Origin of the sequence: Fusibacter sp. 3D3 (assembly GCF_001748365.1) — a bacterium.
Classification (GTDB): Bacteria; Bacillota; Clostridia; order Peptostreptococcales; family Acidaminobacteraceae; genus Fusibacter_A.
In genome coordinates this window covers 177,622-200,172 of the sequence record NZ_BDHH01000005.1, presented here as the reverse complement: position 1 = coordinate 200,172, position 22,551 = coordinate 177,622, and the positions used below count along the sequence as shown (strand labels likewise).

The 22,551-nt window shown below is 37.7% G+C and carries 17 protein-coding genes and 1 other annotated feature; of the genes, 3 read left to right on the top strand and 14 right to left on the bottom strand.

The genetic code is table 11. The features are described from left to right. The first annotated feature begins 28 nt into the window (after positions 1 to 28). Complete coding sequence (locus F3D3_RS08140) at positions 29 to 1,216, top strand: CaiB/BaiF CoA-transferase family protein (RefSeq protein ID WP_069872861.1); 1,188 nt, start codon at positions 29 to 31, stop codon at positions 1,214 to 1,216. A 96-nt stretch (positions 1,217 to 1,312) separates the two neighbouring features. Here F3D3_RS08140 and F3D3_RS08135 read toward each other — a convergent pair whose 3' ends face one another. Continuing rightward, the gene (locus F3D3_RS08135) at positions 1,313 to 2,776 is read right to left on the bottom strand and encodes an amidase family protein (RefSeq protein WP_139132049.1); all 1,464 of its coding nucleotides are present in this window, start codon (positions 2,774 to 2,776) and stop codon (positions 1,313 to 1,315) included. 220 nt (positions 2,777 to 2,996) lie between these two features. On the opposite strand from F3D3_RS08135, the gene F3D3_RS08130 reads away from it, so the two are divergent. After that, positions 2,997 to 4,559 (top strand): HD domain-containing phosphohydrolase, encoded by a 1,563-nt coding sequence (locus tag F3D3_RS08130; protein ID WP_069872857.1) that lies wholly within the window; start codon positions 2,997 to 2,999, stop codon positions 4,557 to 4,559. A 14-nt stretch (positions 4,560 to 4,573) separates the two neighbouring features. On the opposite strand, the gene F3D3_RS08125 is transcribed toward F3D3_RS08130, so the two are convergent. The 5 genes from F3D3_RS08125 to ybaK form a co-directional block, all read right to left on the bottom strand. Next, positions 4,574 to 6,535 (bottom strand): sensor histidine kinase, encoded by a 1,962-nt coding sequence (locus F3D3_RS08125; RefSeq protein ID WP_175438323.1) that lies wholly within the window; start codon positions 6,533 to 6,535, stop codon positions 4,574 to 4,576. Between the two features lie 67 nt (positions 6,536 to 6,602). Then, positions 6,603 to 7,688 carry an alanine/ornithine racemase family PLP-dependent enzyme gene (locus tag F3D3_RS08120; protein WP_084388902.1) on the bottom strand — a complete coding sequence of 362 codons (1,086 nt, stop codon included), beginning with the start codon at positions 7,686 to 7,688 and terminating at the stop codon, positions 6,603 to 6,605. 184 nt (positions 7,689 to 7,872) lie between these two features. Next, the gene (locus F3D3_RS08115; RefSeq protein ID WP_069872853.1) at positions 7,873 to 9,588 is read right to left on the bottom strand and encodes a cache domain-containing protein; all 1,716 of its coding nucleotides are present in this window, start codon (positions 9,586 to 9,588) and stop codon (positions 7,873 to 7,875) included. 138 nt (positions 9,589 to 9,726) lie between these two features. After that, positions 9,727 to 11,325 (bottom strand): lysine--tRNA ligase, encoded by a 1,599-nt coding sequence (lysS, locus tag F3D3_RS08110; RefSeq protein WP_069872851.1) that lies wholly within the window; start codon positions 11,323 to 11,325, stop codon positions 9,727 to 9,729. 75 nt (positions 11,326 to 11,400) lie between these two features. Next, positions 11,401 to 11,650, bottom strand: a binding site (T-box leader). A 125-nt stretch (positions 11,651 to 11,775) separates the two neighbouring features. After that, positions 11,776 to 12,246 (bottom strand): Cys-tRNA(Pro) deacylase, encoded by a 471-nt coding sequence (gene ybaK, locus F3D3_RS08105; RefSeq protein ID WP_242877108.1) that lies wholly within the window; start codon positions 12,244 to 12,246, stop codon positions 11,776 to 11,778. A gap of 222 nt (positions 12,247 to 12,468) precedes the next feature. On the opposite strand from ybaK, the gene F3D3_RS08100 reads away from it, so the two are divergent. Beyond that, on the top strand, positions 12,469 to 14,085 hold the full coding sequence (locus tag F3D3_RS08100) for a M23 family metallopeptidase (RefSeq protein ID WP_069872847.1): 1,617 nt from the start codon (positions 12,469 to 12,471) through the stop codon (positions 14,083 to 14,085). Between the two features lie 41 nt (positions 14,086 to 14,126). Here F3D3_RS08100 and F3D3_RS08095 read toward each other — a convergent pair whose 3' ends face one another. From F3D3_RS08095 to F3D3_RS08060, 8 genes are all read right to left on the bottom strand, one after another. After that, on the bottom strand, positions 14,127 to 15,254 hold the full coding sequence (locus F3D3_RS08095; protein WP_069872845.1) for an HD-GYP domain-containing protein: 1,128 nt from the start codon (positions 15,252 to 15,254) through the stop codon (positions 14,127 to 14,129). Between the two features lie 529 nt (positions 15,255 to 15,783). After that, on the bottom strand, positions 15,784 to 16,620 hold the full coding sequence (locus F3D3_RS08090) for a metallophosphoesterase (RefSeq protein WP_069872844.1): 837 nt from the start codon (positions 16,618 to 16,620) through the stop codon (positions 15,784 to 15,786). Further along, positions 16,621 to 17,322, bottom strand: a complete 702-nt coding sequence (locus tag F3D3_RS08085; protein ID WP_084388901.1) for a deoxynucleoside kinase — start codon at positions 17,320 to 17,322, stop codon at positions 16,621 to 16,623. Between the two features lie 8 nt (positions 17,323 to 17,330). Next, positions 17,331 to 18,446, bottom strand: coding sequence for a DUF2225 domain-containing protein (locus F3D3_RS08080; RefSeq protein ID WP_069872842.1), 1,116 nt, complete (start codon positions 18,444 to 18,446; stop codon positions 17,331 to 17,333). Position 18,447: 1 nt separating this feature from the next. Next, on the bottom strand, positions 18,448 to 18,831 hold the full coding sequence (locus F3D3_RS08075; RefSeq protein WP_069872840.1) for a Crp/Fnr family transcriptional regulator: 384 nt from the start codon (positions 18,829 to 18,831) through the stop codon (positions 18,448 to 18,450). Next, a complete protein-coding gene (locus tag F3D3_RS08070) occupies positions 18,824 to 20,044 on the bottom strand; it encodes an MFS transporter (RefSeq protein ID WP_069872838.1) in 1,221 nt (406 codons plus the stop codon). Before F3D3_RS08070 ends, F3D3_RS08075 begins: the two co-directional genes overlap by 8 nt. Positions 20,045 to 20,077: 33 nt before the next feature. Further along, positions 20,078 to 21,181: a tRNA 2-thiouridine(34) synthase MnmA gene (gene mnmA / locus F3D3_RS08065; RefSeq protein WP_069872836.1), complete on the bottom strand. Its 1,104-nt coding sequence runs from the start codon at positions 21,179 to 21,181 to the stop codon at positions 20,078 to 20,080. Between the two features lie 20 nt (positions 21,182 to 21,201). Next, the gene (locus F3D3_RS08060) at positions 21,202 to 22,317 is read right to left on the bottom strand and encodes a cysteine desulfurase family protein (protein ID WP_069872834.1); all 1,116 of its coding nucleotides are present in this window, start codon (positions 22,315 to 22,317) and stop codon (positions 21,202 to 21,204) included. Positions 22,318 to 22,551: the final 234 nt, after the last annotated feature.

The window sequence follows — 22,551 nt, the reverse complement described above, 5'->3', positions numbered from 1 at the left end:
GAAAATATCAAATAGAGGAGGTATTTTTATGGAACAAGCTCTGAAAGGCATTAAAGTATTGGACCTTACGCGGGTATTAGCGGGCCCCTATTGCACCATGATTCTTGCGGATATGGGTGCTGATGTCATTAAAGTTGAAGCCCCTATTAAAGGCGATGATTCGAGACAATTTGGCCCATATGTCAACGGCGAAAGTGCTTACTTTATGAGCATTAACCGCAACAAAAGAAGCATCACACTCAATTTAAAGCAACCCGAAGCCCAAAAAGAGTTCTTTAAACTCATCAAATCCGTGGATGTGATCACTGAGAATTTTAAGCCCGGCACTATGGAAAAATTGGGACTTGGTTATGAGGTCCTCAAAGCTATTAATCCACAAATCATTTATGCTGCAACTTCTGGATTTGGTCATACTGGCCCATACAGTGCACGACCTGCATATGATGGCGTCGTTCAGGCGATGGGCGGCATTATGAGTATAACTGGCCAAAAGGGGGGCAAACCGACTCGTGTAGGGCCATCTGTGGGCGATATCATGGCGGGCATGTTCACCGCCATCGGTATACTTGGAGCACTCCACTACAGAACTGAAAACGGCATTGGACAAAAGATTGATGTCAGCATGTTGGATTGCCAAGTTGCGGTACTGGAAAATGCCATTTCGAGGTATATGGCAACAGGTATCTCTCCAAAGCCTGAAGGCAATCGCCACGCTTCAATTGTGCCTTTCGAACCCTTCGATACCGAGGATGGCGAAATCATGATCGCAGTCGGCAATGATTCCATCTGGCATAAATTCTGTACTCAGATTCAAAGAGCCGATTTGATCTCACATGAACTATTTGCCTCCAATCCGTTGCGGTCAGAAAACTACGAATTGCTTAGCCCTATTATTAAAGCCATCATAAAGACTAAAAAGACTTTAGAATGGCAAGCTATTTTTGATGAAAATGGCATTCCAAATGGCCCAATCAACAACATAGAAAGCGTTGTAAATGATCCACAGGTGAACCACAGAGAGATGATTCTGGAAATGGACCATCCGATTGCCCATAAAGTAAAGATTCCTGGCATTCCTATTAAAATGAGCGTTACACAAGGTGCCGTCTATAAGGCTTCCCCTGTTCTTGGCGAAGATACTGAATCTATCTTGAAGACTATGAACGGGCTGACCGACGAAGAAATAGAGACATTAAAAACACTTGGTGCCATCTAATTTCATTTCCATCACATCGTTTGAACTAAATTAAAGGCTGTTACACTGGACTATTTTGTGTAATAGCCTTTGATTATTTCAAAGCATACCTTCCCCCTATAATTGCGGTAGTTTTCTATGAGAACCATTTGTCTCTAACCCATATGCAATTTCCACTAAGATCGGCTCACTAAAGGGTCTCCCTAAAATCTCCATACCAATAGGAACACCTATTTTAGCCGTTTCTGTTACTGCCGAAAACCCGGCGGGGACACAGATAGAAGGAAACCCCGTAACCGAGGCTAAGACGCCATTGCGTTCATCTTGTGAGCCGCCTACCTTGCAAGTTAATTGCTTCTGATGCGGATAGATCAGTGCATCCAAATCATAATCTGCCATAATATGCATCAATTGTTGTTTGATTTTTTCTCTTTCTAAAATGCGTTGACTGTACTCGGGCATTGTCGTGGAAAGTTCAGAAGCTTTCAAAAGATTCTCTTTAATGCCAGGATGAAATAATCCAGAGTTTAAAACCTCTGCCATAGAATGGACCCTAGCACTTCTTGGCAATGTTTTCAAATAGAGGTTTAGGTGATCTTTTAAGTCATACAAATGAACGCTTACATTATTAACCAAATAGTCTGAATCTATGATTTCGTTCACTTCTACCATTGTGGCACCCTTTTCGCTCATTTCTTGAATCACTTGGTGGACAGCTTGATTGATTTCTTGATGTACGGCTTGCTTTCCAAAAAAATGATTTAAAATCCCGATGCGCTTTGCGGTTAACCCCTCTTTTATGAGATGTGATTTAAGGTCTACTTTAAAGTGTGTATGCCCCCAAGCAGTGACTTCATCTTCAACATCATAGCCCCTGATCACCTCTAAAAGTCTCACTGCGTCCTCTACAGTTCTCGCCATAGGACCCGCAGTATCTTGGGTGTACGAATAAGGAATAATCCCACTCCTACTGACATAACCAAGGGTTGGTCTAATCCCCACAAGACTATTCGCTGAAGATGGCGACCTCACTGAATTAATCGTATCCGTGCCTATGCCCACAAGCCCAAAATTTGCAGCAAGTGCCGCACCAGTACCACCACTTGATCCCCCAGGTGTCCTTGTGAGGTCATAGGGATTTAAAGTCTGTCCTAAGATTGAGCTCAAGGTTTCACCCCATATGGCAAACTCATGTAAATTTGACTTGGCAATAATGATCGCCCCTGCTGCTCTTAAACGCTGAGCAATATAGGCATCCGTCTCGGGTATGACCCCCTCAAGGCTTTTACTCCCAGCAGTCGTTGGCAAATCCACTGTATTGACATTATCCTTTAAAATCACGGGCACACCTTGAAGCGGCCTAATAATTCCAGATTGCCTCGTCTCCAGATCAAGTCGATCCGCTTCAATAAGTGCATCTGGATTCACCATGATTATAGCGTTGAGTTTTGGGCCCTTCTGATCAAATGCCTCTATTCGATCTAAATAAAACTGCACCATTTCTCTAATCGTCATGTGACCTTCAATAAGCTCATGGTGATACTGGCTTATCGTTATTTCTAGAAAGCGATTCTCAACCATCGTCATCCCCCATTTCGTAATATTAATCCTAAAGAAAGAAATTAGACAAATTCAAAATATTCCCTTCATATATCTACAACAAATTTAAGGACTTCATTTTGTTATGAGATTACAAGCCGCATTTACTGTTTCAAATTTTAGATCTATTTTGATCCAAATATATTATTTAATTGTTACTATAAGGGTATCATAAGAATAATATAACTCAAAGGAGAGCGCTATGACTCATAAAATCCCCCCATTAGAGGATCATAAATTTGATCTAGATTTTCTCTCAAAAGATTCAAAGCCAATAGCTCATCTGAAGAAAACTTACAAGATCATCATAGCGGATGATGATGAAGATATTCATACTTTAACAGAGCTCTTACTGAAAGATTTCGTTTTTGAAGATGAAGGGCTCTTTTTCATTCATACGTATTCTGCCGATGAGACGATTAGAAACATGGACCGTCATCCAGATGCCGCCGTCATATTATTGGATGTCGTTATGGAAGAAATGGACTCTGGTCTAAAAGTAATTGATTATATTAGAAAAGTTCAAAAGAACAGACTGATCCGAATTGTTCTAAGGACAGGACAACCGGGGTATGCGCCTGAAGAAAATTTGATCAGAGATTACGATATCAACGATTATAAATTAAAAACAGAGTTGACTAAGCAAAAAATGTACACCACACTTTATGCTTGTCTAAGATCTTATAGAGACCTCATGCATATTGAGCGCAACAAAAGTTCCCTAGAAGAACTTGTGAAAATCAGCGGTGACTTATTTAAGAAAAAATCTCTTATAGATTTTTTGGAGTCTATTTTCATACAAATCTCTATTTTTCAAAAGTATACCTTGCATCTAATGCCAAACTCAAAAATAGAGAAAAACGGCTTGATCTTTACTGCTAATGGCATCATATTAATCGGCATTGGTAAATTTAAAATTTATGAAACCCATTTGATCGACGAGATCAAAGGCCTTATTGGTATAGAAGATGTGCTCCACGAGTTACCTGAAACCAATAAAAATGTCATCTACTTAAAGAAGGGATTGCTCTTTTACAATAAAGGGATTTCATCGCTTAGAGACTACGTCTATATTGAACTTGATAAAGAGCGCTATGACAAAGCACTCATCGAATTGCTCATTAACAATTACGCCTTGGCACTTGAAAACTATCAGCTTAATGAGCTCCTTGTCAAAAGTCACGAGGATGTGATCTTCACCCTCACCGAAACTATAGAAAGACATTCAAATGAAACCTCAAATCACGTCAAGCGGGTCTCTGTATTCATGAAATTATTGGCAAAACACTATGATGTGCCAGAATCTGAATGGGATTTGCTCAGAATTTCAAGTGTACTTCATGATATTGGAAAAATAGGAATCCCAGACTCTATATTGAAAAAGCCAGGAAAACTCTCCTATCAAGAATTTGAAATTATTAAGACTCATACAGAAATTGGCTATCGCATTTTGGGAACCAATAACCATCCCATCTTTGAAAAAGCAGCTGATATTGCCTATTATCATCACGAAAAATTTGATGGCACTGGCTATCCTTTAGGGTTATCTGGCACGAATATTCCCCTTTATGCAAGGATGATGGCAATCATTGACGTATTTGATGCACTGGTCAGCAAAAGATGCTATAAAGAGGCCATTCCAATCGACGAGGTTTTCAAAATCATGCGCTCAGAATCTGGAAAACACTTTGACCCGATTCTTCTTGGACTCTTCTTAAATGAAAAAGAAGCAATCATAAAGGTGCTCGAAGAATATGTTGATTAAAGAAGAACCCCCACTCAAAGAAGTGGAGGTTCTTCTTCATAAATCAATGAAAGTGTATTAAGGGGGATCTCAATGACGAACCGAGTATACTGATCCACTTTACTTTCAAGTGTAATTTTCCCTAAAAGTGATTGTGTAATGATGTTATAAATCACATTCATACCCAGACCACTATTCCCATTTTGTCTGTTTGTTGTGAAGAAGGGTTCAAAGATTTTTTTCATGTGCTCACGTTCTATGCCCCGACCATTATCTTCATAAATAAGGATAAGAACCTCTGGTTTTAATTGACATTCGATCTGAATCAACCCATTCATTCTATCTTTAAAACCATGCTCTATGGAATTCATAATAAGATTGGTCATGATTTGAGAATAAGCTCCAGGAAAACTGTTCAATTCGATCTCTTCATCACATTTTAAACGGATACGATGCTGTTGCCTTTTGTAGACCCCTCTTAAACTCAAAATAACGTCTTCAATAGTCTCTTTCAAGTTAAAGTTGACCCGAACCTCATTGCTTTGATTCACAGCAATCTTTTTGAAACTCTTCACAAGTTCAGCCGCACGATTTAAATTATTACTGAGCAGATAAGTCGCTTCTCCAATGCTCTCAAAGTATTCAATTAAGTCTGCTTTCGTCATCTTGCCAAGTTCAATGAGTTTCAAATTTTTTTTATTGAGCAATTCTATATGCGATGCTGTGGAAATACCCACGCCAAGCGGGGTATTGATTTCATGCGCAACACCTGCCACTAAATTGCCCAGAGAGGCTGCCTTTTCTGTTTGAATAATATACTGATACTGTTGTTCCAATTCCTTATTCTTTTCACGGATCTTTTCTTCAAGTACGACATTTTCATTTCTAAAGGTTGTGATGATACTTTGAAAGGAATTACAAATCGCGCCCATCTCATCTTCTCGATTTAAATGACTCTGGGGAATATTTTTAGAATAATCCCCAGAGGCTATGTCGCCTGCAAAAGCAACGAGGAGTTTGTAAGGCTTTGTATGGCGTCTAACCATCAGATGAATACTGCCAACCGCAAGCATAAATGCAATCACCATCAAAAAAACAATCCAAAAATAAATGCCGTATAAAGCTGCATTAATACTGGCTCGATCTAGCAAAGTGATTACTTGCCATTTATTGTTATCCATACTATAGCTCATCAAATAATAGGATTTGCCTTCATATAGGATAGGAACAAGCTCCTGTTTCGGCGAAAATATTGAATCCACATAAGCATTCAAAGGGTCTGTTTCATCATATAGGGAGGCGTTCATGACTTGATCTGGATTTTCATGATAAATGTATTCACCCTCGTGTGTTACCAAGAACGATTTATCCGCCTCTGACAAGGCTACATTCTTAAAGATCTCTGGTATGGAATCCAGCATGATATCCACGACTACGAAGCCATAAACTTCAGCCCCTTCTCTAAGGGCAAGAATAGATGAGATGACTGTTTTGCGCGTCTCCCATTCCACATAGGGCGGCGTAAAGGCCACCGTACTTGAATTAATCGCCACAGTATACCAAGGGCGTTTGGTGACTTCATAATCCGCATCAGGTGCTACGCCTGAACTGTCTAAATAAAAGTTTGCCTGCTCGTTGGCGACCCAAGCCAAAAAATGTACGGTATTGCTTTCTTTTATTTTAATTAAATAATCATAGACATCCGTATAATAAGGGCTACTTCTTATAGCCTCACGTGTTTTAACGGTTTTAAGATAGGCGGTTATATCAGGGTTTAATGCCATCTGCTTCGTGTAGAGTTGCGCATTTTCAAATATATTGGCAACATCCTTCGAAATAGACTCTGATTGTATATAAGTTTTTTCAAGCAAATTCATTTTGACTGTTTGAGTCATAAAACTAAAACTGCTCAATCCGATTATACAAAAAACCACCAATAAGATAATGGCTATAAAAAAAGAAAGTGTATTGGCCAAACTTCTTCTAATCCACTTCACTTGATTTCCCCCCATTCACCTGACTCTTTCAATTATACCCGTCCGCGAATGATTCTAACGCCAATGCCTATTCAAAAATTTTGGGAATCTCTTCATTTAAGAAAGCTTGAAGCATAACTTGATAAAATATGCCAAACGTCATGATATCGCCCACCTTATAGGCCTGTTTTACATCCGTCATATCGACAATCAAATGATCACTGCTACTGCCATAGATAAACACATCTGGATCTGTCGGAATCAGTTTATCATGATCCGAAACATCTTGACGACCAAGTGCCAATATTGCGCGTTTTCTAATGCCTTTATCCACATAAGTCGGTGTGTATCCAAAAGCATCTACAGAAATAACCCCAAAAGGATAAGTCGGTTTTTCTTTAATCTCAATGATTTCCGCTTTGATGAACATCGTATCCGCATATAAAGATTCAATTTTCAGCTTATGGTATACAGGTAAATCTTTATTGAGCAATAAACCTTCTCCTAATCTTAAATGATTAATACGACTTGGCATCGTCTCCCCAAAGACAAGTGGCAGAGAACTGGTTGCGCTTCCTGAAATATACTTTAATTTTCTACCAATTTGTTTTTCAACGACTTCTGCAACTTCTATCAACGCATTCATCTTATCCACTGTCGGCTTAATAGAACCATAACAGCCTAAATTCGTACCAACACCTACAAGTTTTAGAGTTGTCCATTGAGATTCAATTTTATCAACCATCTCTTTCAATTTTACAGGCTCCAAAATACCCTCTCTAAGGTCGCCTAACTCGATCATCAAAATAATTTGATGTGTTTTTTTATGCATTTGACATGCATTATGAATTGCCTCAAGTACACTTTCTTCTGAATTTAAACTCACATCAACATATTTTACAAGTTCATTGACTTCAGATATCATCGGAATTCTAAGCAGCCACATCTCACACTCAAAAGCCTCTCTCTTTAACGCTTTAAGATGAGAAATTCTAGAGCTTCCAAGACTTTCGCATCCCCCTTCAATCATGAGTTTTGCGATTTCTTTATGCCCATTACAGCCTTTTATAACCCCTGTAACTTTTATATGACTGTCTTCACATTTTTCTAAAATATTATGCATATTATGCAGCATATGATCTTTCTTTATACTGATACATGGATATTGATTCATATGGATTCCCCCTCTCTGTTTTAATTATTATAATGTAAATAGCATGGGATTGAAATGAATATTCTTCAAAATTCTATAATGTTCACAAATCATCAAAATAGCTACATCTTATAAGAAATAGCCTTATAAAATGTAGCTATAAGATTAGAGCGTTATAAACCCGTTACGTAATCCCTCTCACCCATCAGAATTTAAATTTATTGATCATGTCATCTAAATTTTCGATCAACTCAATATTGGATTTCAATATTTCATTTACAGACACCGTTTTTTGAGAAACTTCTTTGGTAATATTGAGGATGTTCTCAACTTCATCCGCCTCTTGTTCTGTTGCAAGCTGAACCTCTTTTACATTTTCCGCAATGGTTTCCATAGAACTCGTTAGCTCTTCAGATATCGCACTGAGTTCCATCATAATACTGTTAAATTCAGAGGCATCATTGCTGTATTGATCCCCAATTTTATTGAGTTTATCATAATCCAATAAGACTGTTTTATCAATAAAACTCAACATTTCACTTGAATCATCAATTAAAATGCCTACGGATTTTTGAATAAAATCAACTGTGACCTTAATATTCTCGACTAGACTTGCAGAAGCCTCTGCCAATTTACCCACTTCACCTGCAACTACTGCAAAACCTTTGCCAGCATCCCCAGCTCTTGCAGCTTCGATTGAAGCATTAAGTGCAAGCATATTCGTCTGTGCAGTGATTTTAAGGATACTTTCAAGTAATTCATTGATTTTATTGACTTCTTTTGCATTTACCATCGCCTCTTCTATACGCACTTTGACCGAAGAGTACATTTTAGAGGCATTTGCACTTGCTTTTTCAGAATCAGTTTTAATGGCACTTGCACGGTGATTGATTTCACTCACGCGCTGTGCACCCTCAGTTGCTTTATTGGCCACAACTTCGATGGCGTCTTTTGCTTCATCAAGCGTCTCACTCACGTGCTCAGTTGCAGCGGACGTCTGTCTTATGACAGCAGAAATATCCGTTGTAGATTGAAGTGCGGAACCAGAACTGCCCTTCAAATAATTCATATTTTCTGATATTTTTTCAGAGTCACCACTGATTTCTTTTGAAGTCATAATCATGCTCTTCAAAAGTGCTTCTAATCCCTGACTGACTTTGTCGAATGCTTCACCAATTTCTCCAAATTCATCTTTTGAATGGATGTTCATCTTTTCAGAAAAATCCAGTATTTTGTATTGATCCGTTCTGAGCACAATGGTTCTCAATGTTTTATTAATCGGAATTACAATGATACTCACGATCACAATTGAAAATAAAATAATAATCGTAGAGATGATAATCACTTGTAAATAAATGGCCCGTTGAATCGCAACTAAATCATCCACATAGATTCCAGTGCCAACAATCCATCCCCACGGCTTATAGCCACTAACAAGCGAAATTTTCGGTTGTGGCGCATCAACTCCTGGCTTTGGCCACTGATACCTTACAATGCCTTCTCCATCTGATTTTACAACAGATACCATTTCTTGAAATAGATACTTTCCATCCGGATCTTGTAATCCAGAAATATCCGTTTGATTGAGTTCTGGTTTAATGGGATGCATCAACATGATGTGATTCATGTCATTGACCCAAAAATACTCCACTTCATCATATCGCATATTTTCAATTGCCCTCAAAGCTTCTTTCTGAGCTTCCTCCTCGGTGATTTCCCCCGCTTCAAAACGCTTATATTGAAGACTGATCTCTGATAGCGGCAAGTCCACCAAATCTTCCAATTTAGAGATTGTACGCTCTTCGATAATAGCATTTGTCTTTGGTAAAATATACAACAAGATAAGAGCCGTGAAAATAATAATGATAAATGCCGCCAACATAATAATCTTGTATTTGAGCTTCATATTTTTTAAGAACATATCATCGCCCCCCTTTAGTGATAAATACCCAAAAAAGAAGACTTAAACATATAACCCACTCACTATTGAGAATTTTTTTAATATTTTACCATATATCGTCTTTGCATTCTGTGGACAAGATTGTAATCTATGAAATTCCTATGAAACTCTCATATGATCAGACTCAACATAGGTTATTTTCTTAGGCACCAATAAATGACGCAGATTATGCACCCCTACCACTTCCACAAGAATGGAAATATTCGGTCCTGATTTCTGACTTAAAACCATTTGATAGATTAATTCAAAAAATCTTTTTTGCATTTTCTTCCGCTCATTTGCCGTGTCTGCTTGTACAATATCATATATTGCACCGATCAATTCGTCATCCGTGCCTTTAAAAGTCGTGATTAATCCAACAAATGTTCTAATCCAATTTTTCTCATATCCCTCTAAACTTGAGTAAAAAGAAGCATTGAAATTTTCATTGATGCTGATTTTACGCTCATGATGCCAAGTTTGAATCCAGTAAGCAGCTTTTTCACATTTCACTTTGAAAGTTTCTATATCTTGATCAATCGTTCTTGAAAATAAGCGATACAAAACCGATATATTAAAATTGACAAGCGGCAAAGTTGAAGCAATTAATGAAAACTTGGGTTCTCTATCCAAAGTAGAATCTATTGCATTAGAAAGCGTCATGATTGTATGGAGCAACTCATCCTCAATTAGGTTTTCTTTAAATCTTTTTAGATGCCTTTCAAACTCTGTATAAAGACGGATCACATCATCATCTAATCCTATGTCAAAAGCATCCGTATTTTTATATTTTGCAAATAAATATAAAATGATTTCTTTCGGATATACTTTTAAAAGTTCATCCGGTGTGATCAAATGACCTGTGGCGCTAGACATTTTTGAAGAATTTCCCTTGAGTCCAATAAATTCATACGGCATATAATAAGGCGGTGCATAATTGAATATTTGCCTTGAGATCATAGATGAAACGGTAAAACTGCCATTTTCAGAAGAGTGATCTCTACCACCTGGTTCGAATACAACGCCCTCTTTACGCCATCTCATTGGCCAATCAATTTTCCAATTCAATTTGATGCGATTAAAAGATTCCAGTTCAGTAATTTCATGATGTCCACAAGAGCAATGATATTCTAATGTATCATATGCCTCATCGTACACCATCCTGAGCACATCGTCTTTGCCACAATTTCTACAATATAACGTAATCGGATAATAGCGTTCTCTTGAAACTTCATTCCATTCCTGTGTTTTAAATTGAATTTGAATGTCATAGATTTCTCGTCTTCTATTCAAGACTTCTCTGATTTCGTCAACATATCGTCCACTTTGATACATCTCACTTTGATATATAAATTCAGGGATTATGCCGAAGGCGTCTAATGTTGCTTTAAATTGGTCTTCATAGTGAGCTGCATAAGATTCATGACAACCAAATGGATCTGGGACTTCTGAATAAGGTTTCCCAATGTACTCAGAATATGCTTCTGACACCCCAGCAGGCACTTTTCTAAAGCGATCATAGTCATCCCATGAAAAAACAAAACGTGTTTTCTGCCCTAAACACTCTAAAGCTTTTACAACAAAATACGTGGTGAGTATTTCTCTAAAATTGCCGATATGCACCTGCCCTGACGGACTGATCCCAGATGCGCAAACAAAGGTTTCTAAATTCGGATTTTTCTCAATAAGTTTTTGTGCAGTTTCCATTGCCCAATGCATAAATATACCTCCTTAGTGTATATTGCGAAATCTAACGATTTAAATAAAAAAAACTCCCGACCTCAAGACCTAAGTCTTGAGGACGAGAGTTAAACTTCGTGGTACCACCCCAATTTATCGTATAAAAAAAACGACCTTTCAAGTACGGCACAAAATGCGAATACTCTAGCTCTATAACGGAAGCAACCGTTGTACTATCCCCTAGCAATTAGGTTCGATACAAAGCTCTGAGGCTTTATTCATCAAATTAAACATTTCTCCTTCTCAGCAAACGGAGTTCTCTGTAAAACTTTAATTTAACTACTCTTCTCTTCACAGCTTTTGAATTATGAATTAAATGTATTATATACGAATACAATGTATATCGTCAACCCCCAATTCAAATTTTTTTATTTTATTTTTAATCATACACTTTGTACTGTTGATGTTTAATACAGTACACATCAATAGTTACACAACAATATCTGCTATTTCATACCTAACCATTTCGCTAAAATCAGCAACACTCATATTGAGTTGCATACCGATTTTTCCAGCACTAAACGTGATCTCATCTAGCAAGAGGACCGTTTCATCTACTACCGTTTTATAATTTTTTTTCATGCCGATGGGCGAACATCCGCCTTTAATATAGCCCGTTATCTTCAAAATATTTTTAACGGGAATCATTTCAATGGATTTCTCTGAAACCGCTTTTGAAGCTTTTTTCAAATCAAGCGTCTTGTCCACAGGAATCATAAAAACATAGTTCTGTCCACTTTTTCCAACTGTCACCAACGTTTTAAAAACACGCTCACAAGGCTTATTGACCTTATCTGCCACAGTGATCCCATCTATAAAACCATCTTCTGTATCATAACTCAAAGTAGTAAAAAAAATGCCTTGTACCTCACATAACCTCACTGCATTTGTCTTTTCCACGTGACCACCTCTTTCATCATACATTAAGGTACTATTCTATATTCAACGTGTGTGAAATCGAATTCTCCTCTAAATCTTTATATGCTACTGAGCCTGCGCCTTTTATAGGTTCTCAACTGGTGAATATGTCTTTAGAATGTTATAATAGTGTCTAGGGTAAGGGGTACTCACTTTTGGCTTTTCACATACTCACGATCCAATATCTGATTTACCGGAGGTCACATGAAAGCAAAAAATGGCAAAAAATACATTTTAGGTTTACTCATCGTCATCATTATGATTTCGGGATTCCTATATGTGAAATACACCACATTTACATCCAGTTCAATCACCCATCTCCAAATTATTGAAGGCTCACAAACTGTTCTGGATCAATTTGATTTTGGCAACACTACCCTATATACGGCTTATGATCAGCGCAAAGAAACAGAAGACATCAGAAATGTGAACTATGATTCAGAAAACCCACTCTTTTTACGCTTAATAAATCAACTCAATAACAAGATCACGTATGAAATTATGAACATCAATGAAAAGGGCTTTATCCTCAAAAACAGTAAAGACGCAACTTACATCTTGGTACCTCATTCCACTTTGATTTCAAGTTCAAAGGCCTTAATCCAATACTATCCAGAACTTATGCCAAGCAATCTTACTTTGAATCAAACGCCATTAACCTCAACCACTTTAAATACTTGGTCTTATTTCTCCTATGACAGCAGATGGATTTCGCTATCTGAAGCCGAATGGGATCATACAGAAGCGCATCAAATGAACCTATTTGATTTACAAGGTGAAAATATCCACTTAGATTTTAAATCTGATAAGCCCTATACACTCGGCATGTTAAAAATCATCGATTCCAATGATGATCAAATTATATATGAAGATGAACTCGAAAGCAACATGCTCTTTATCCCAGAATACGATGGCACCTTTATTTATCATCTTCAATTGATTTACAACGACAACACATCTTATAAAGGCGATCTTACGACAGAATTCACGGTTAAGGTTGATCGTCCCATAAAAGTGACCCTTATAAAAGATCAGATTGAGCAAGGCGATTACACGATTCTTTCAATACAATATGCTTCAGAGCAAGACCATTTTACCATAGAACAATTGCCTTATGAGATCCTTTTTTTCAAGTCAAATCACAATTTGAAAGCCATACTCTATGCCGATTATAGAACCAAAATTGGTAAATATCCCTTTGTTGTTAAATCAACAACTCGCGACACAAGCTGGCCATTCGAATATGAAATTGTACCTCGCAAATTTCATATTCAACACCTTATAATAGATGAAACCATTGCAAAAACCACTAAAAACGATAATGCTAATGCTGAGTTTGCTGAGAAATACACGCCTTTAAGAAAACAATCATCTGATGAGGATTTCACAACAGGTGACTATCTAATCCCCACCACTGGGCGACTTTCGACAGAATACGGCGAAACACGATACGTCAACGGTTCCCCAACCTCATATAGGCATTCGGGACTTGATATTGCTGCGCCAAGAGGTACCCCTGTATATGCCACAAATTCTGGAAAAGTACTTTTAGCAACGCCATTGATCTTAACGGGCAACACCATCTTGATTGATCATGGGCAAGGCATCTTCAGTACTTATTTTCACCTCGACAAACTCACCATTACAGAAGGTCAAATGGTCACAAAAGGCGCTTTAATTGGAGAAGTTGGCACAACTGGTTTTTCAACAGGACCCCATCTTCATTTCATCATTTCATACTATGAACACAATCTTGAACCCGGTTACTTTTTAGTAAACGAACCTATCACCTATAGCAATTACAAGACTTTTATAAAATAATAAATGCCATGGACTGCTTCATATGACAACACGGTCATAAGCTAATCCATGGCATTCTTACTGATTTGATTGAATAAATCAATATCCCACGTATCCTTGATAAATAAAGTGCGATTGAGTTCCAAATTTACATCTTCAACCTCTAAATAATTTTTTTGCCCCTGTAGATTGAGCACTTTAACACTTGGTCGACTTGGACTCGCATGTCTAAACTGAGTTACAACACCAATCCTGCCATCTGATAAGACGACACCGGACCCAGGTGGAAACATGCATATATTACTCGTCAATATTCGATAAATTTTAGGGTCAATTTTAAAAACGGATTCTGTCATTAAATGTTCTAAAGCTTTATAAATGGGCATTTTAGACCGGTAAATTCTATTGGTTGTCATTGCATCGTACATATCGCAAACCGTTACAATCTTCACATACTCTGGGATTTCAATGCCCTTTAGCCCTAATGGATACCCTGATCCATCTAGCTTTTCATGATGAAGTCTGATAATCTGCTTGGAAAGAAAGGGAATTTGAGGTACGGTTTCTGTAATTTCATATCCAAACTGTGCATGCTTCTCAACTTCAATGCGCTCCTCTACTGTAAGTGAACTCGGTTTGTTGATCAGTATGGGACTAATTTTCATTTTACCAATATCGTGTAATAATGCACCTAAGGCAATATGTTTGATATCCTCTTTCTTATACGCTAGTGCTCTTGCCGTTAAAATGGATAAGATGGCCACATTTACATTGTGTTTATAAGTGTACTCATCCGTTTGAAGCAAATCCACCACAGTGTATAAGATCTGGTCTGCCTGCTCCAAAGTTTCTATTAAAAGCGCTAAGACCTCTTCTACCAGTTTTAAATTCTCGTTGGGAATAACCGATTTGATGCCTAATTTTTCTTGATACATCACATCATCAAAAACTTTTTTTATACTCGCAACGGATTTATTCATCTCTCGCTCTGATAAGATGCCCTCTTCTTTAATATTATTTTTAAGAGCGTTCATAACATAAACAACATCAACATTATGGCTCAACAATTTTGAAAGGACATCATTATTGATGACCGTTCCTTTTTTAATGAGCATTGTGCCATGTTCTGAATAAACGGGTTTAATGATTTCATTTCCTAGTATTGATGAACTTACGTGAGTTGTCTGCATGATTCGCTCCAATAAATATTTGACAATTTTACCACATTCTGTGAAAAAACGATATATATCTCAATACATGTTGTATGATCCCTATTTTAAGTTCTCCTGAGCGCTATCCTATAATTATATCGGCACAACTTTAATATTTCTTAGTATGATCACTCTTTTTTTAAAATTTTCTCAGAATCATATTTGAGCCCTCTTCGATGTCTCAAACCGATTTTCGCTGACACCTTTCAGCGGTAAAACATTCCGCTTCAAGTCTTTCGGCTCAAATCTTATGATCTACAATCATTGTCCGTCAAAACTTTGTTTTTCCAGACGCGTCCTCGTCTAACCGCTTAGAGCAGGCTGAACATTCCTGCTCTAAGCTGGACGAAGACTAATGATTTTAATCATTGTCCGTCAAAACTTTGTTTTGTCTGACACGTCCTCGTCTAACCGCTTAGAGCAGGCTGAACATTCCTGCTCTAAGCTGGACGAAGACTAATGATATATAGAATCCCACTGGACAATACGTGCAGTGGGACCTTGGATTCTATTCTATCGTAAAAACGGTGATCTTTGGAATATTGCCAAACCGATATCGCATCTTTGTATTGCCAAGGCCAGTATTGACGTATAGCAATGAATTTCTTGCGTTATCAATCTCATAATACCCATTTGTATATATTTTTGCCAGTGGTGGTGTGATGATGGGCGCCATAAAAGGCAAACGCAGTTGGCCACCATGACTATGCCCTGACAGGATTAAGTCAAAAGGTTTATCTTTTTCATATTCGTATAAATCCGGTTCATGTATAATTAAAACGTTATAATGCAGAGCCTCTATTTGATTCTCAATAAAATCAAACTGGGGTTTCCCGAGCATACCATCATCAATCCCAAAAAAATCAAAAATTCTGCCATCTGCCGTCTTATAAGAAAGCTTTTCGTTTATTAAAACGACAAAACCCGCTTCTGCCATAAAATCTTCGTATATGGCTTTGCCCCCACCTCCAAAATCATGATTTCCAAAAATAGCAATTTTTAATGCCCCGTTATCCAGTTTTCGAAGTATTTCTAATGCTTCATCTTTCGATTCATATGCTCTAGGCACATCAAATAAATCACCCGTAAAAATGATGATGTCTGGTTTTTCTGCGTTAATGCGTTCTACGGCTTTTCCGAATTGCTCTAACGAATAGAAAGGCCCCAACTGAGTATCTGTAAATTGAACGATCTTCAATGCGGAAAAAGATTGATTTTTAAGCGCGACGGGGTCCAAACCATAAACCAACGCCTTATTTTCCGTTATCAGTAAATTGGGTTCAACAAATGATGCATATAAGAAAAGCATCAAAAGTAAAAGCACAACAATTAATCCCTTTTTCATCTATATAGCCTTTTTCAAATAGGGTTTTATAGCACTTAATATTTTTGCTCTGACCTCTTCTTTGACAATGCCATCATCACCAAGAGCACTTTCATTTAAATCGACCCTTATCTTTGGACAAAGGTCAAAAATTTCAAACCAAGTTTCATAATTTCTCTTGAGATCCACAAGATAATCTCTTGGTATAAGGTCACCTTCCGTAGATCTTCCACGACGATTGATTCTGTGAAGGGCGGTATCGACGCTCACATCAATATAGATGAGTACCTCTGGCACATGGATGTGCATAAGCATATTGTGAAGCAAATCTTTATAAATTGTAAACTCATCAGGGGTCATTTGACCACGATCGTGAATGGTCTTTGCGAATATTTCATCGCCATAGATAGATCGATCTAAAATAGCTCGATCTCCCATGGCTTCAATCCGTTTAATATCTTTAAAGCGATCATTGAGAAACATCACTTGAATGATGGCACTCCACCTTGATTGATCCTCATAAAACAAGTCGAGCATTCTTTGTGCCAAGCTGTCCTTGCCGTCATCTTTTAATTCTTCAAATACAGGTAAATTCAAAGCTTCACTTAAAAATTTTCCCACAGTACTCTTACCCGCACCAATGATGCCATCTATTACTATTGCCATGTTTTTATTGTTGCCTCCATTTTTATATTGATCTCTGACCACAGATGTAAAATTCATTTTGACTCCTAATGTGCATTCTTTATTTCATACATTAAATCTTGTGCACGCTGTTTAAGACTCTTGTTATTTGTTTTTACTCTAACCCCTTGAAGGATATAATTTCGAGCATTTTTTATATTGCCAAATTCAAAACTCAACATTGCAAGTTTCAAAGAAAGTTTAATTTCATCATCTGGATCAAGTGTTGACGTTGAATTATACCACGCATCCTCTAGATAATTCAAGAGGATTTCGCGTGCCTGTTTTGCCGTTTCAAAATCGTTGACATCCTCTAATAGCCAAGCATAGGATTGCCAAAGTCTAGCCTTCACAAAGCTCGATTTCGTAACCATGTCCAGAATGACATTCATCTGATAAATATCTGCAAAGACTTGTTGAATATTGTTTTTAACGAGCATCAAATCATGATTCATCTTATGCCTCGGCAAAGATATTTTGAGCTCATTTCGCACCAGATTATTGATTTTAAAAAATTCAGATCCAAAGTTTGTATAATGACAATGTGGACAACGCCAGAGTTGATACCAAAGATCGTCAATATCTTTATAGATATGTCTAAAGTCTTTTGTCACATGATCTATTTCGAGTTGAGAAAACCGAATTTGATTCATTTTAAACTTGATCTCACAAACTGGACAGGTTACATCTTTGTCAAAAAGATATTTATAATGCTCTGTAGGTAATATCTTATGATAACTTCTCTCTGCTTTTATTTCAACATGAGTTTCCTTTTTTAAAATTTTCACTTCTTTTTTGACACTATAAAATTGATCCGCTTGATTTTGGTTTAAAAGTTTGTCATTTATAACTTCAAGTTCCTCCGTTAAAAGAGACAGCATTTCGATGGTCTTAAGTGGATTTGACGCTACAAAAACATCTAAATACTGAAGCGGCACATATAGAATTTCTGTTTTTTCATTACATTTCGCATCAAACTCAGCAGGTAATTGATTTAAAGTTCTCTCAAGCTCTAAATACCCGCCTTCTCGCACTTGTTTATAGACAAGAGACCCTTCTTTAGACAAACTAACAGAACCCGTTTTTACAATAAAGAGACCTTCTTGTATAAGTCCCTGTTTATAAATTACATCGGATTCATTAAATTTAATGGTTTCAAACATATCAGCATCCCTTCTCGCCACAACGCGATCGTGTACACTCAATCCTACCTGCCAAAGTTTTCAACATATTAATCGCATACTTGGGTTCTAGCATTATAAATTGACCGAAGTTGGCTTTGTCAATTCTAAGTGCTAATATGGGGGCTTGTGCAATAATGGTAGCAGATCTTTTATGCTCGTGTATCACCGCCATCTCGCCAAAGACTGCACCTGTATTAAGTGTTGCAAGTACAATCATTCGACCATCTATATCACTTGTTCTACAGGCGATTACCGAACCACTCAACAGGATATAGATCGCATCTCCAGGCTCTCCTTCAAAAAAAATAATGTCATCTTGCTTAAACTGCACTACACTGCCTATTTTACGCAAAGCATCATTCATAACTTTCCCTCGCATTTTTGTGTTTAATCACTGAGATCACTAAGAAATTTAATATGAGCATCACCAGAACAATCCACAATATATTTTTGATGCCAATATAAATGGAGATGTATGTACCAATTGCAGGTGACACCATCCATCCTAAGCTGCCCACCAAACCTTGAAGACCAAAAAGAGATCCGCGATACTCTGGCACAGTTAATTCAGCTGTCATGGAAGTAATCAAGGGTTCTATCCCGCCTATTAATAAAAATAATACCCCATATAGTCCAATAAAAGCATAAAGTGAATGGCTTAAATTCAAAATTATAGCAACGCCAATGGCTAGTCCCATCAATAGAGAAATTAAGTTGAATTTATTGTATCGATCGCCTAATCGGCTAATGGAAAGTGCCGCTATAGTCGTCATAAAGCCTACAAATCCATTGACATAGCCTGTGATAGCCGCTGCACCCTCTTTTGTATGTCTGAGCTCTTGAATATACAGCGGAATAAACGGCGAAAAAACCGTACGCGTAATACGATGGAAAAAGAGCATTAAAAGCATCAATAAGATACTCACCGTCAGAATTTGACCATAGGGTAAAACACGTTTTTTCTCACTAGAGTCTGTGTGCCCTTTTAAAACCCTTGTTTGGAGTGATGACTTATCTTCAACGAGCCAGTATGTGATAAAAAAAGCACCGACTAACATCAACACAGCTCCTGAAAAAAAACTGATCCGATAGCCAAACTGTTCGGCAACAAATCCACCCATTACCGGACCTAAAGAATAGCCTATAAAAGTGGACGAAGATAGAAAACCAAGCGCATAAGAAAGTCTATTATTAGGCGTATTTGCCGCAACAAACGTAGAGGATGCCGTTATTGTTCCAGTAAAAAGACCTTGCAAAAATCTAAGAATTAGAAGCTGCCACACTTGACTGACCATACCCATGAGCCCTATGATAAAGAACGCTGTAAACATTGCCCTTTGTATCATCATTTTTCTACCATAACGATCTGAAAGCATCCCCCATACGGGTGCCATAATCGCCATGGTCACCGCTGGTGCAGCACTGAGAAGTCCTGTATACAACTTTAACGTCGTCGGATCTGTCACCCCTAGATCTTGTATATAGAAAGGCATAAAAGGCAGGCCAAATCCAAAACTTGTCAAAGAAATAATCTGAGCAATCCATAAAATGTAAAGATTTGATTTCCATTGTTCCATTTTTCCACCTCAAAAAATTTAACTTACCCCTGCTTATTGGATTGTACCGCCCCCAACAAGGCTCTTTCCTTCATAGAAAACAACAGCTTGCCCTGGCGTAATCGCCCTTTGGGGTGTATCAAAAACAACTTTGATTTCGTCTTTCGAAATCGGATAGAGTGTACATTTAGCGGGTTTGGCACTATATCTAATCTTTGCTTCGCAAACATATGGCACTTCTAATTGATCAAAAGGGATGAAATTAACGGTATCTGCCATTAGTGTATCCCTGAAAACGGCGTCGTCTTCCCCAAGTACCACTTGATTCCGATCTGCATCTAAAGAAATCACATACATGGGTTTTCCAAAAGTGACTCCAAGCCCTTTTCTCTGTCCTACTGTGAAATTGACCACGCCTAAGTGAGTGCCCAATACGTTGCCTTTTAAATCAACAAAATTGCCTTTTTTATCTTGAATATCACTGTTGCGCTTTAAAAAACCCACATAATCTTGATCGGGTATAAAACAGATTTCTTGACTGTCCGATTTCTCAGAGATTTGAACATCAAATTGTGAAGCGATCTGTCTTACCACTTCTTTGGATTCAAATTCACCAAGTGGCATTAAAATGTGTTTTAATTGATCCTGCGTTAAATTGTAAATCGCATAAGTCTGATCTTTTTGAATCGCATTTGATTGTTCGACGAGATAGCGCTCTACTGACGCATCATAAAAAATCTTTGCATAATGACCTGTTGCCACATAATAAGCCCCTAATTGATGTGCTTTTTCAAGCAGCGCATCAAATTTCACAAACTTGTTACATGCAATACATGGATTTGGCGTCCTGCCGTGCTTGTATTCTTCAATAAAATAGTCCACAACCGTTTCCTTAAACACTGTTTTAAAATCTAGAGCATAAAAGGGTATGCCTATTTGTGCACATACTCTTCTGGCATCTTCAACCGAGGAAAGACTGCAGCATCCCCCGTCTTTTAAAAAATGCGCTTCACTTAGAAAATCATCCTGCCACAATCTCATATTGACACCAATGACCTCGTATCCCATTTTTTTAAGTTGGTAGGCTGCCACAGTACTATCCACGCCACCGCTCATGCCAACGATTACTTTCTGCTTATCTAAATGCTGCTTGTTCATATGACAATTCCTTTCTTATTTTAAACAAGGGCTTTCAGAGCGCTTGCAAATTGATCAATATCCTCTTCTGTTGTAAAATGTCCCAAAGAAACCCGAATACAACGCTTTGCTTCTTTTTCTTTGAGGCCAAGTGCCAATAACACATGTGAAGCCGAAACCGCTCCAGAACTGCATGCCGAACCCGTGGATACAGCAAATCCCATCATATCAAGATTGATCACAGCACTATCGGCATCCATTTTGGGGAACCTGAAATTGACAATACCAGGATGATTATCTGGGTTCATCGCATTTATTTGAATACCACCTTCTAAGCTTAACAACGCTCTTATCAAATGCGTCTTTAGGGTATCTAGATACTCTATATGTGCCTCTCTATCTTTATACGCAAGCTCACAAGCTTTCCCAAATCCGAATAGATAGGGTATGTTTTCAGAAAAAATCAGTTCACTTGAGTAGTCACTATAGGGAAAGCCTAATTTGAGAGTCCCTCGTAGTCCCCCTTCGCTTGACTTGACGTATAGCCCTCCAATACCTTTGGGACCATATAATTTATGCGCAGAAAAACTCATGGCATCTACCGGCAAATCGGAAACATTAAAGACTTCATTATAAACTGCCTGAACGCCATCTACATGGAAAAAAATATGCCGTTCCTCTAAATAGCGACCCATTTTCTCTATGGGCTGTCTGGTCCCAATTTCATTGTTATAAAACAGGGTTGAAACAAATCCCGTACGCTCATTTACGCGCCTATAGAATTCATCTAACCGGATTGTACCATTAGAGTCTACCTTCAAATAACTCACCTCAAAGCCACTGCGTTCTAATTGTTTGAAAACATTTAAGACCGAGGGATGTTCAATTTCTGAAGTCATTATATGTTTTTTATCCTCTGGTAACAGCTTCACAATTGTATTGATAAGAACATTATTGCTCTCTGAGCCACAAGCTGTCAGATATAAATTGCTATGTTCACAGCCGATCAGAGTTGCGATATTGGCCTTTGCCTTTCGCATTTCACTTAACGACAGCTCTAATGGCGATTTGTTTCTATACGCATCTACAATCACATCGGCAACCTCATCTCTAATCGGTGTTGTCGCTGCATAATCTAGAAAAATTTTTTTTTTCATGCCATGACCTCTCGAACTCTCAATTTTCTCTACAATACTTTACTTCCTTAATTATTATACACTAAAATATCCAATGAAAAAACAGATGCTGGCGAGACATCTGTTTTTTCTGTGAGGTATTTAAATAAAGTTTACGTTTGGGGTTCCCATCATATGGGAGGTAATAAAGCTGAACAGTAAAGGTTTACATTGAGTATAAGGATGTTGCTGCTTGATAACGATTACCATTATCGT

Bases quoted from the DNA above. Each gene is read 5' to 3' on its own strand.
- F3D3_RS08140 (WP_069872861.1), top strand. From the start codon at position 29: ATGGAACAAGCTCTGAAAGGCATTAAAGTATTGGACCTTACGCGGGTA.
- F3D3_RS08135 (WP_139132049.1), bottom strand. From the start codon at position 2,776: ATGGTTGAGAATCGCTTTCTAGAAATAACGATAAGCCAGTATCACCAT.
- F3D3_RS08130 (WP_069872857.1), top strand. From the start codon at position 2,997: ATGACTCATAAAATCCCCCCATTAGAGGATCATAAATTTGATCTAGAT.
- F3D3_RS08120 (WP_084388902.1), bottom strand. From the start codon at position 7,688: ATGAATCAATATCCATGTATCAGTATAAAGAAAGATCATATGCTGCAT.
- F3D3_RS08115 (WP_069872853.1), bottom strand. From the start codon at position 9,588: ATGTTCTTAAAAAATATGAAGCTCAAATACAAGATTATTATGTTGGCG.
- lysS (WP_069872851.1), bottom strand. From the start codon at position 11,325: ATGCATTGGGCAATGGAAACTGCACAAAAACTTATTGAGAAAAATCCG.
- F3D3_RS08100 (WP_069872847.1), top strand. From the start codon at position 12,469: ATGAAAGCAAAAAATGGCAAAAAATACATTTTAGGTTTACTCATCGTC.
- F3D3_RS08095 (WP_069872845.1), bottom strand. From the start codon at position 15,254: ATGCAGACAACTCACGTAAGTTCATCAATACTAGGAAATGAAATCATT.
- F3D3_RS08090 (WP_069872844.1), bottom strand. From the start codon at position 16,620: ATGAAAAAGGGATTAATTGTTGTGCTTTTACTTTTGATGCTTTTCTTA.
- F3D3_RS08085 (WP_084388901.1), bottom strand. From the start codon at position 17,322: ATGAATTTTACATCTGTGGTCAGAGATCAATATAAAAATGGAGGCAAC.
- F3D3_RS08080 (WP_069872842.1), bottom strand. From the start codon at position 18,446: ATGTTTGAAACCATTAAATTTAATGAATCCGATGTAATTTATAAACAG.
- F3D3_RS08075 (WP_069872840.1), bottom strand. From the start codon at position 18,831: ATGAATGATGCTTTGCGTAAAATAGGCAGTGTAGTGCAGTTTAAGCAA.
- F3D3_RS08070 (WP_069872838.1), bottom strand. From the start codon at position 20,044: ATGGAACAATGGAAATCAAATCTTTACATTTTATGGATTGCTCAGATT.
- mnmA (WP_069872836.1), bottom strand. From the start codon at position 21,181: ATGAACAAGCAGCATTTAGATAAGCAGAAAGTAATCGTTGGCATGAGC.
- F3D3_RS08060 (WP_069872834.1), bottom strand. From the start codon at position 22,317: ATGAAAAAAAAAATTTTTCTAGATTATGCAGCGACAACACCGATTAGA.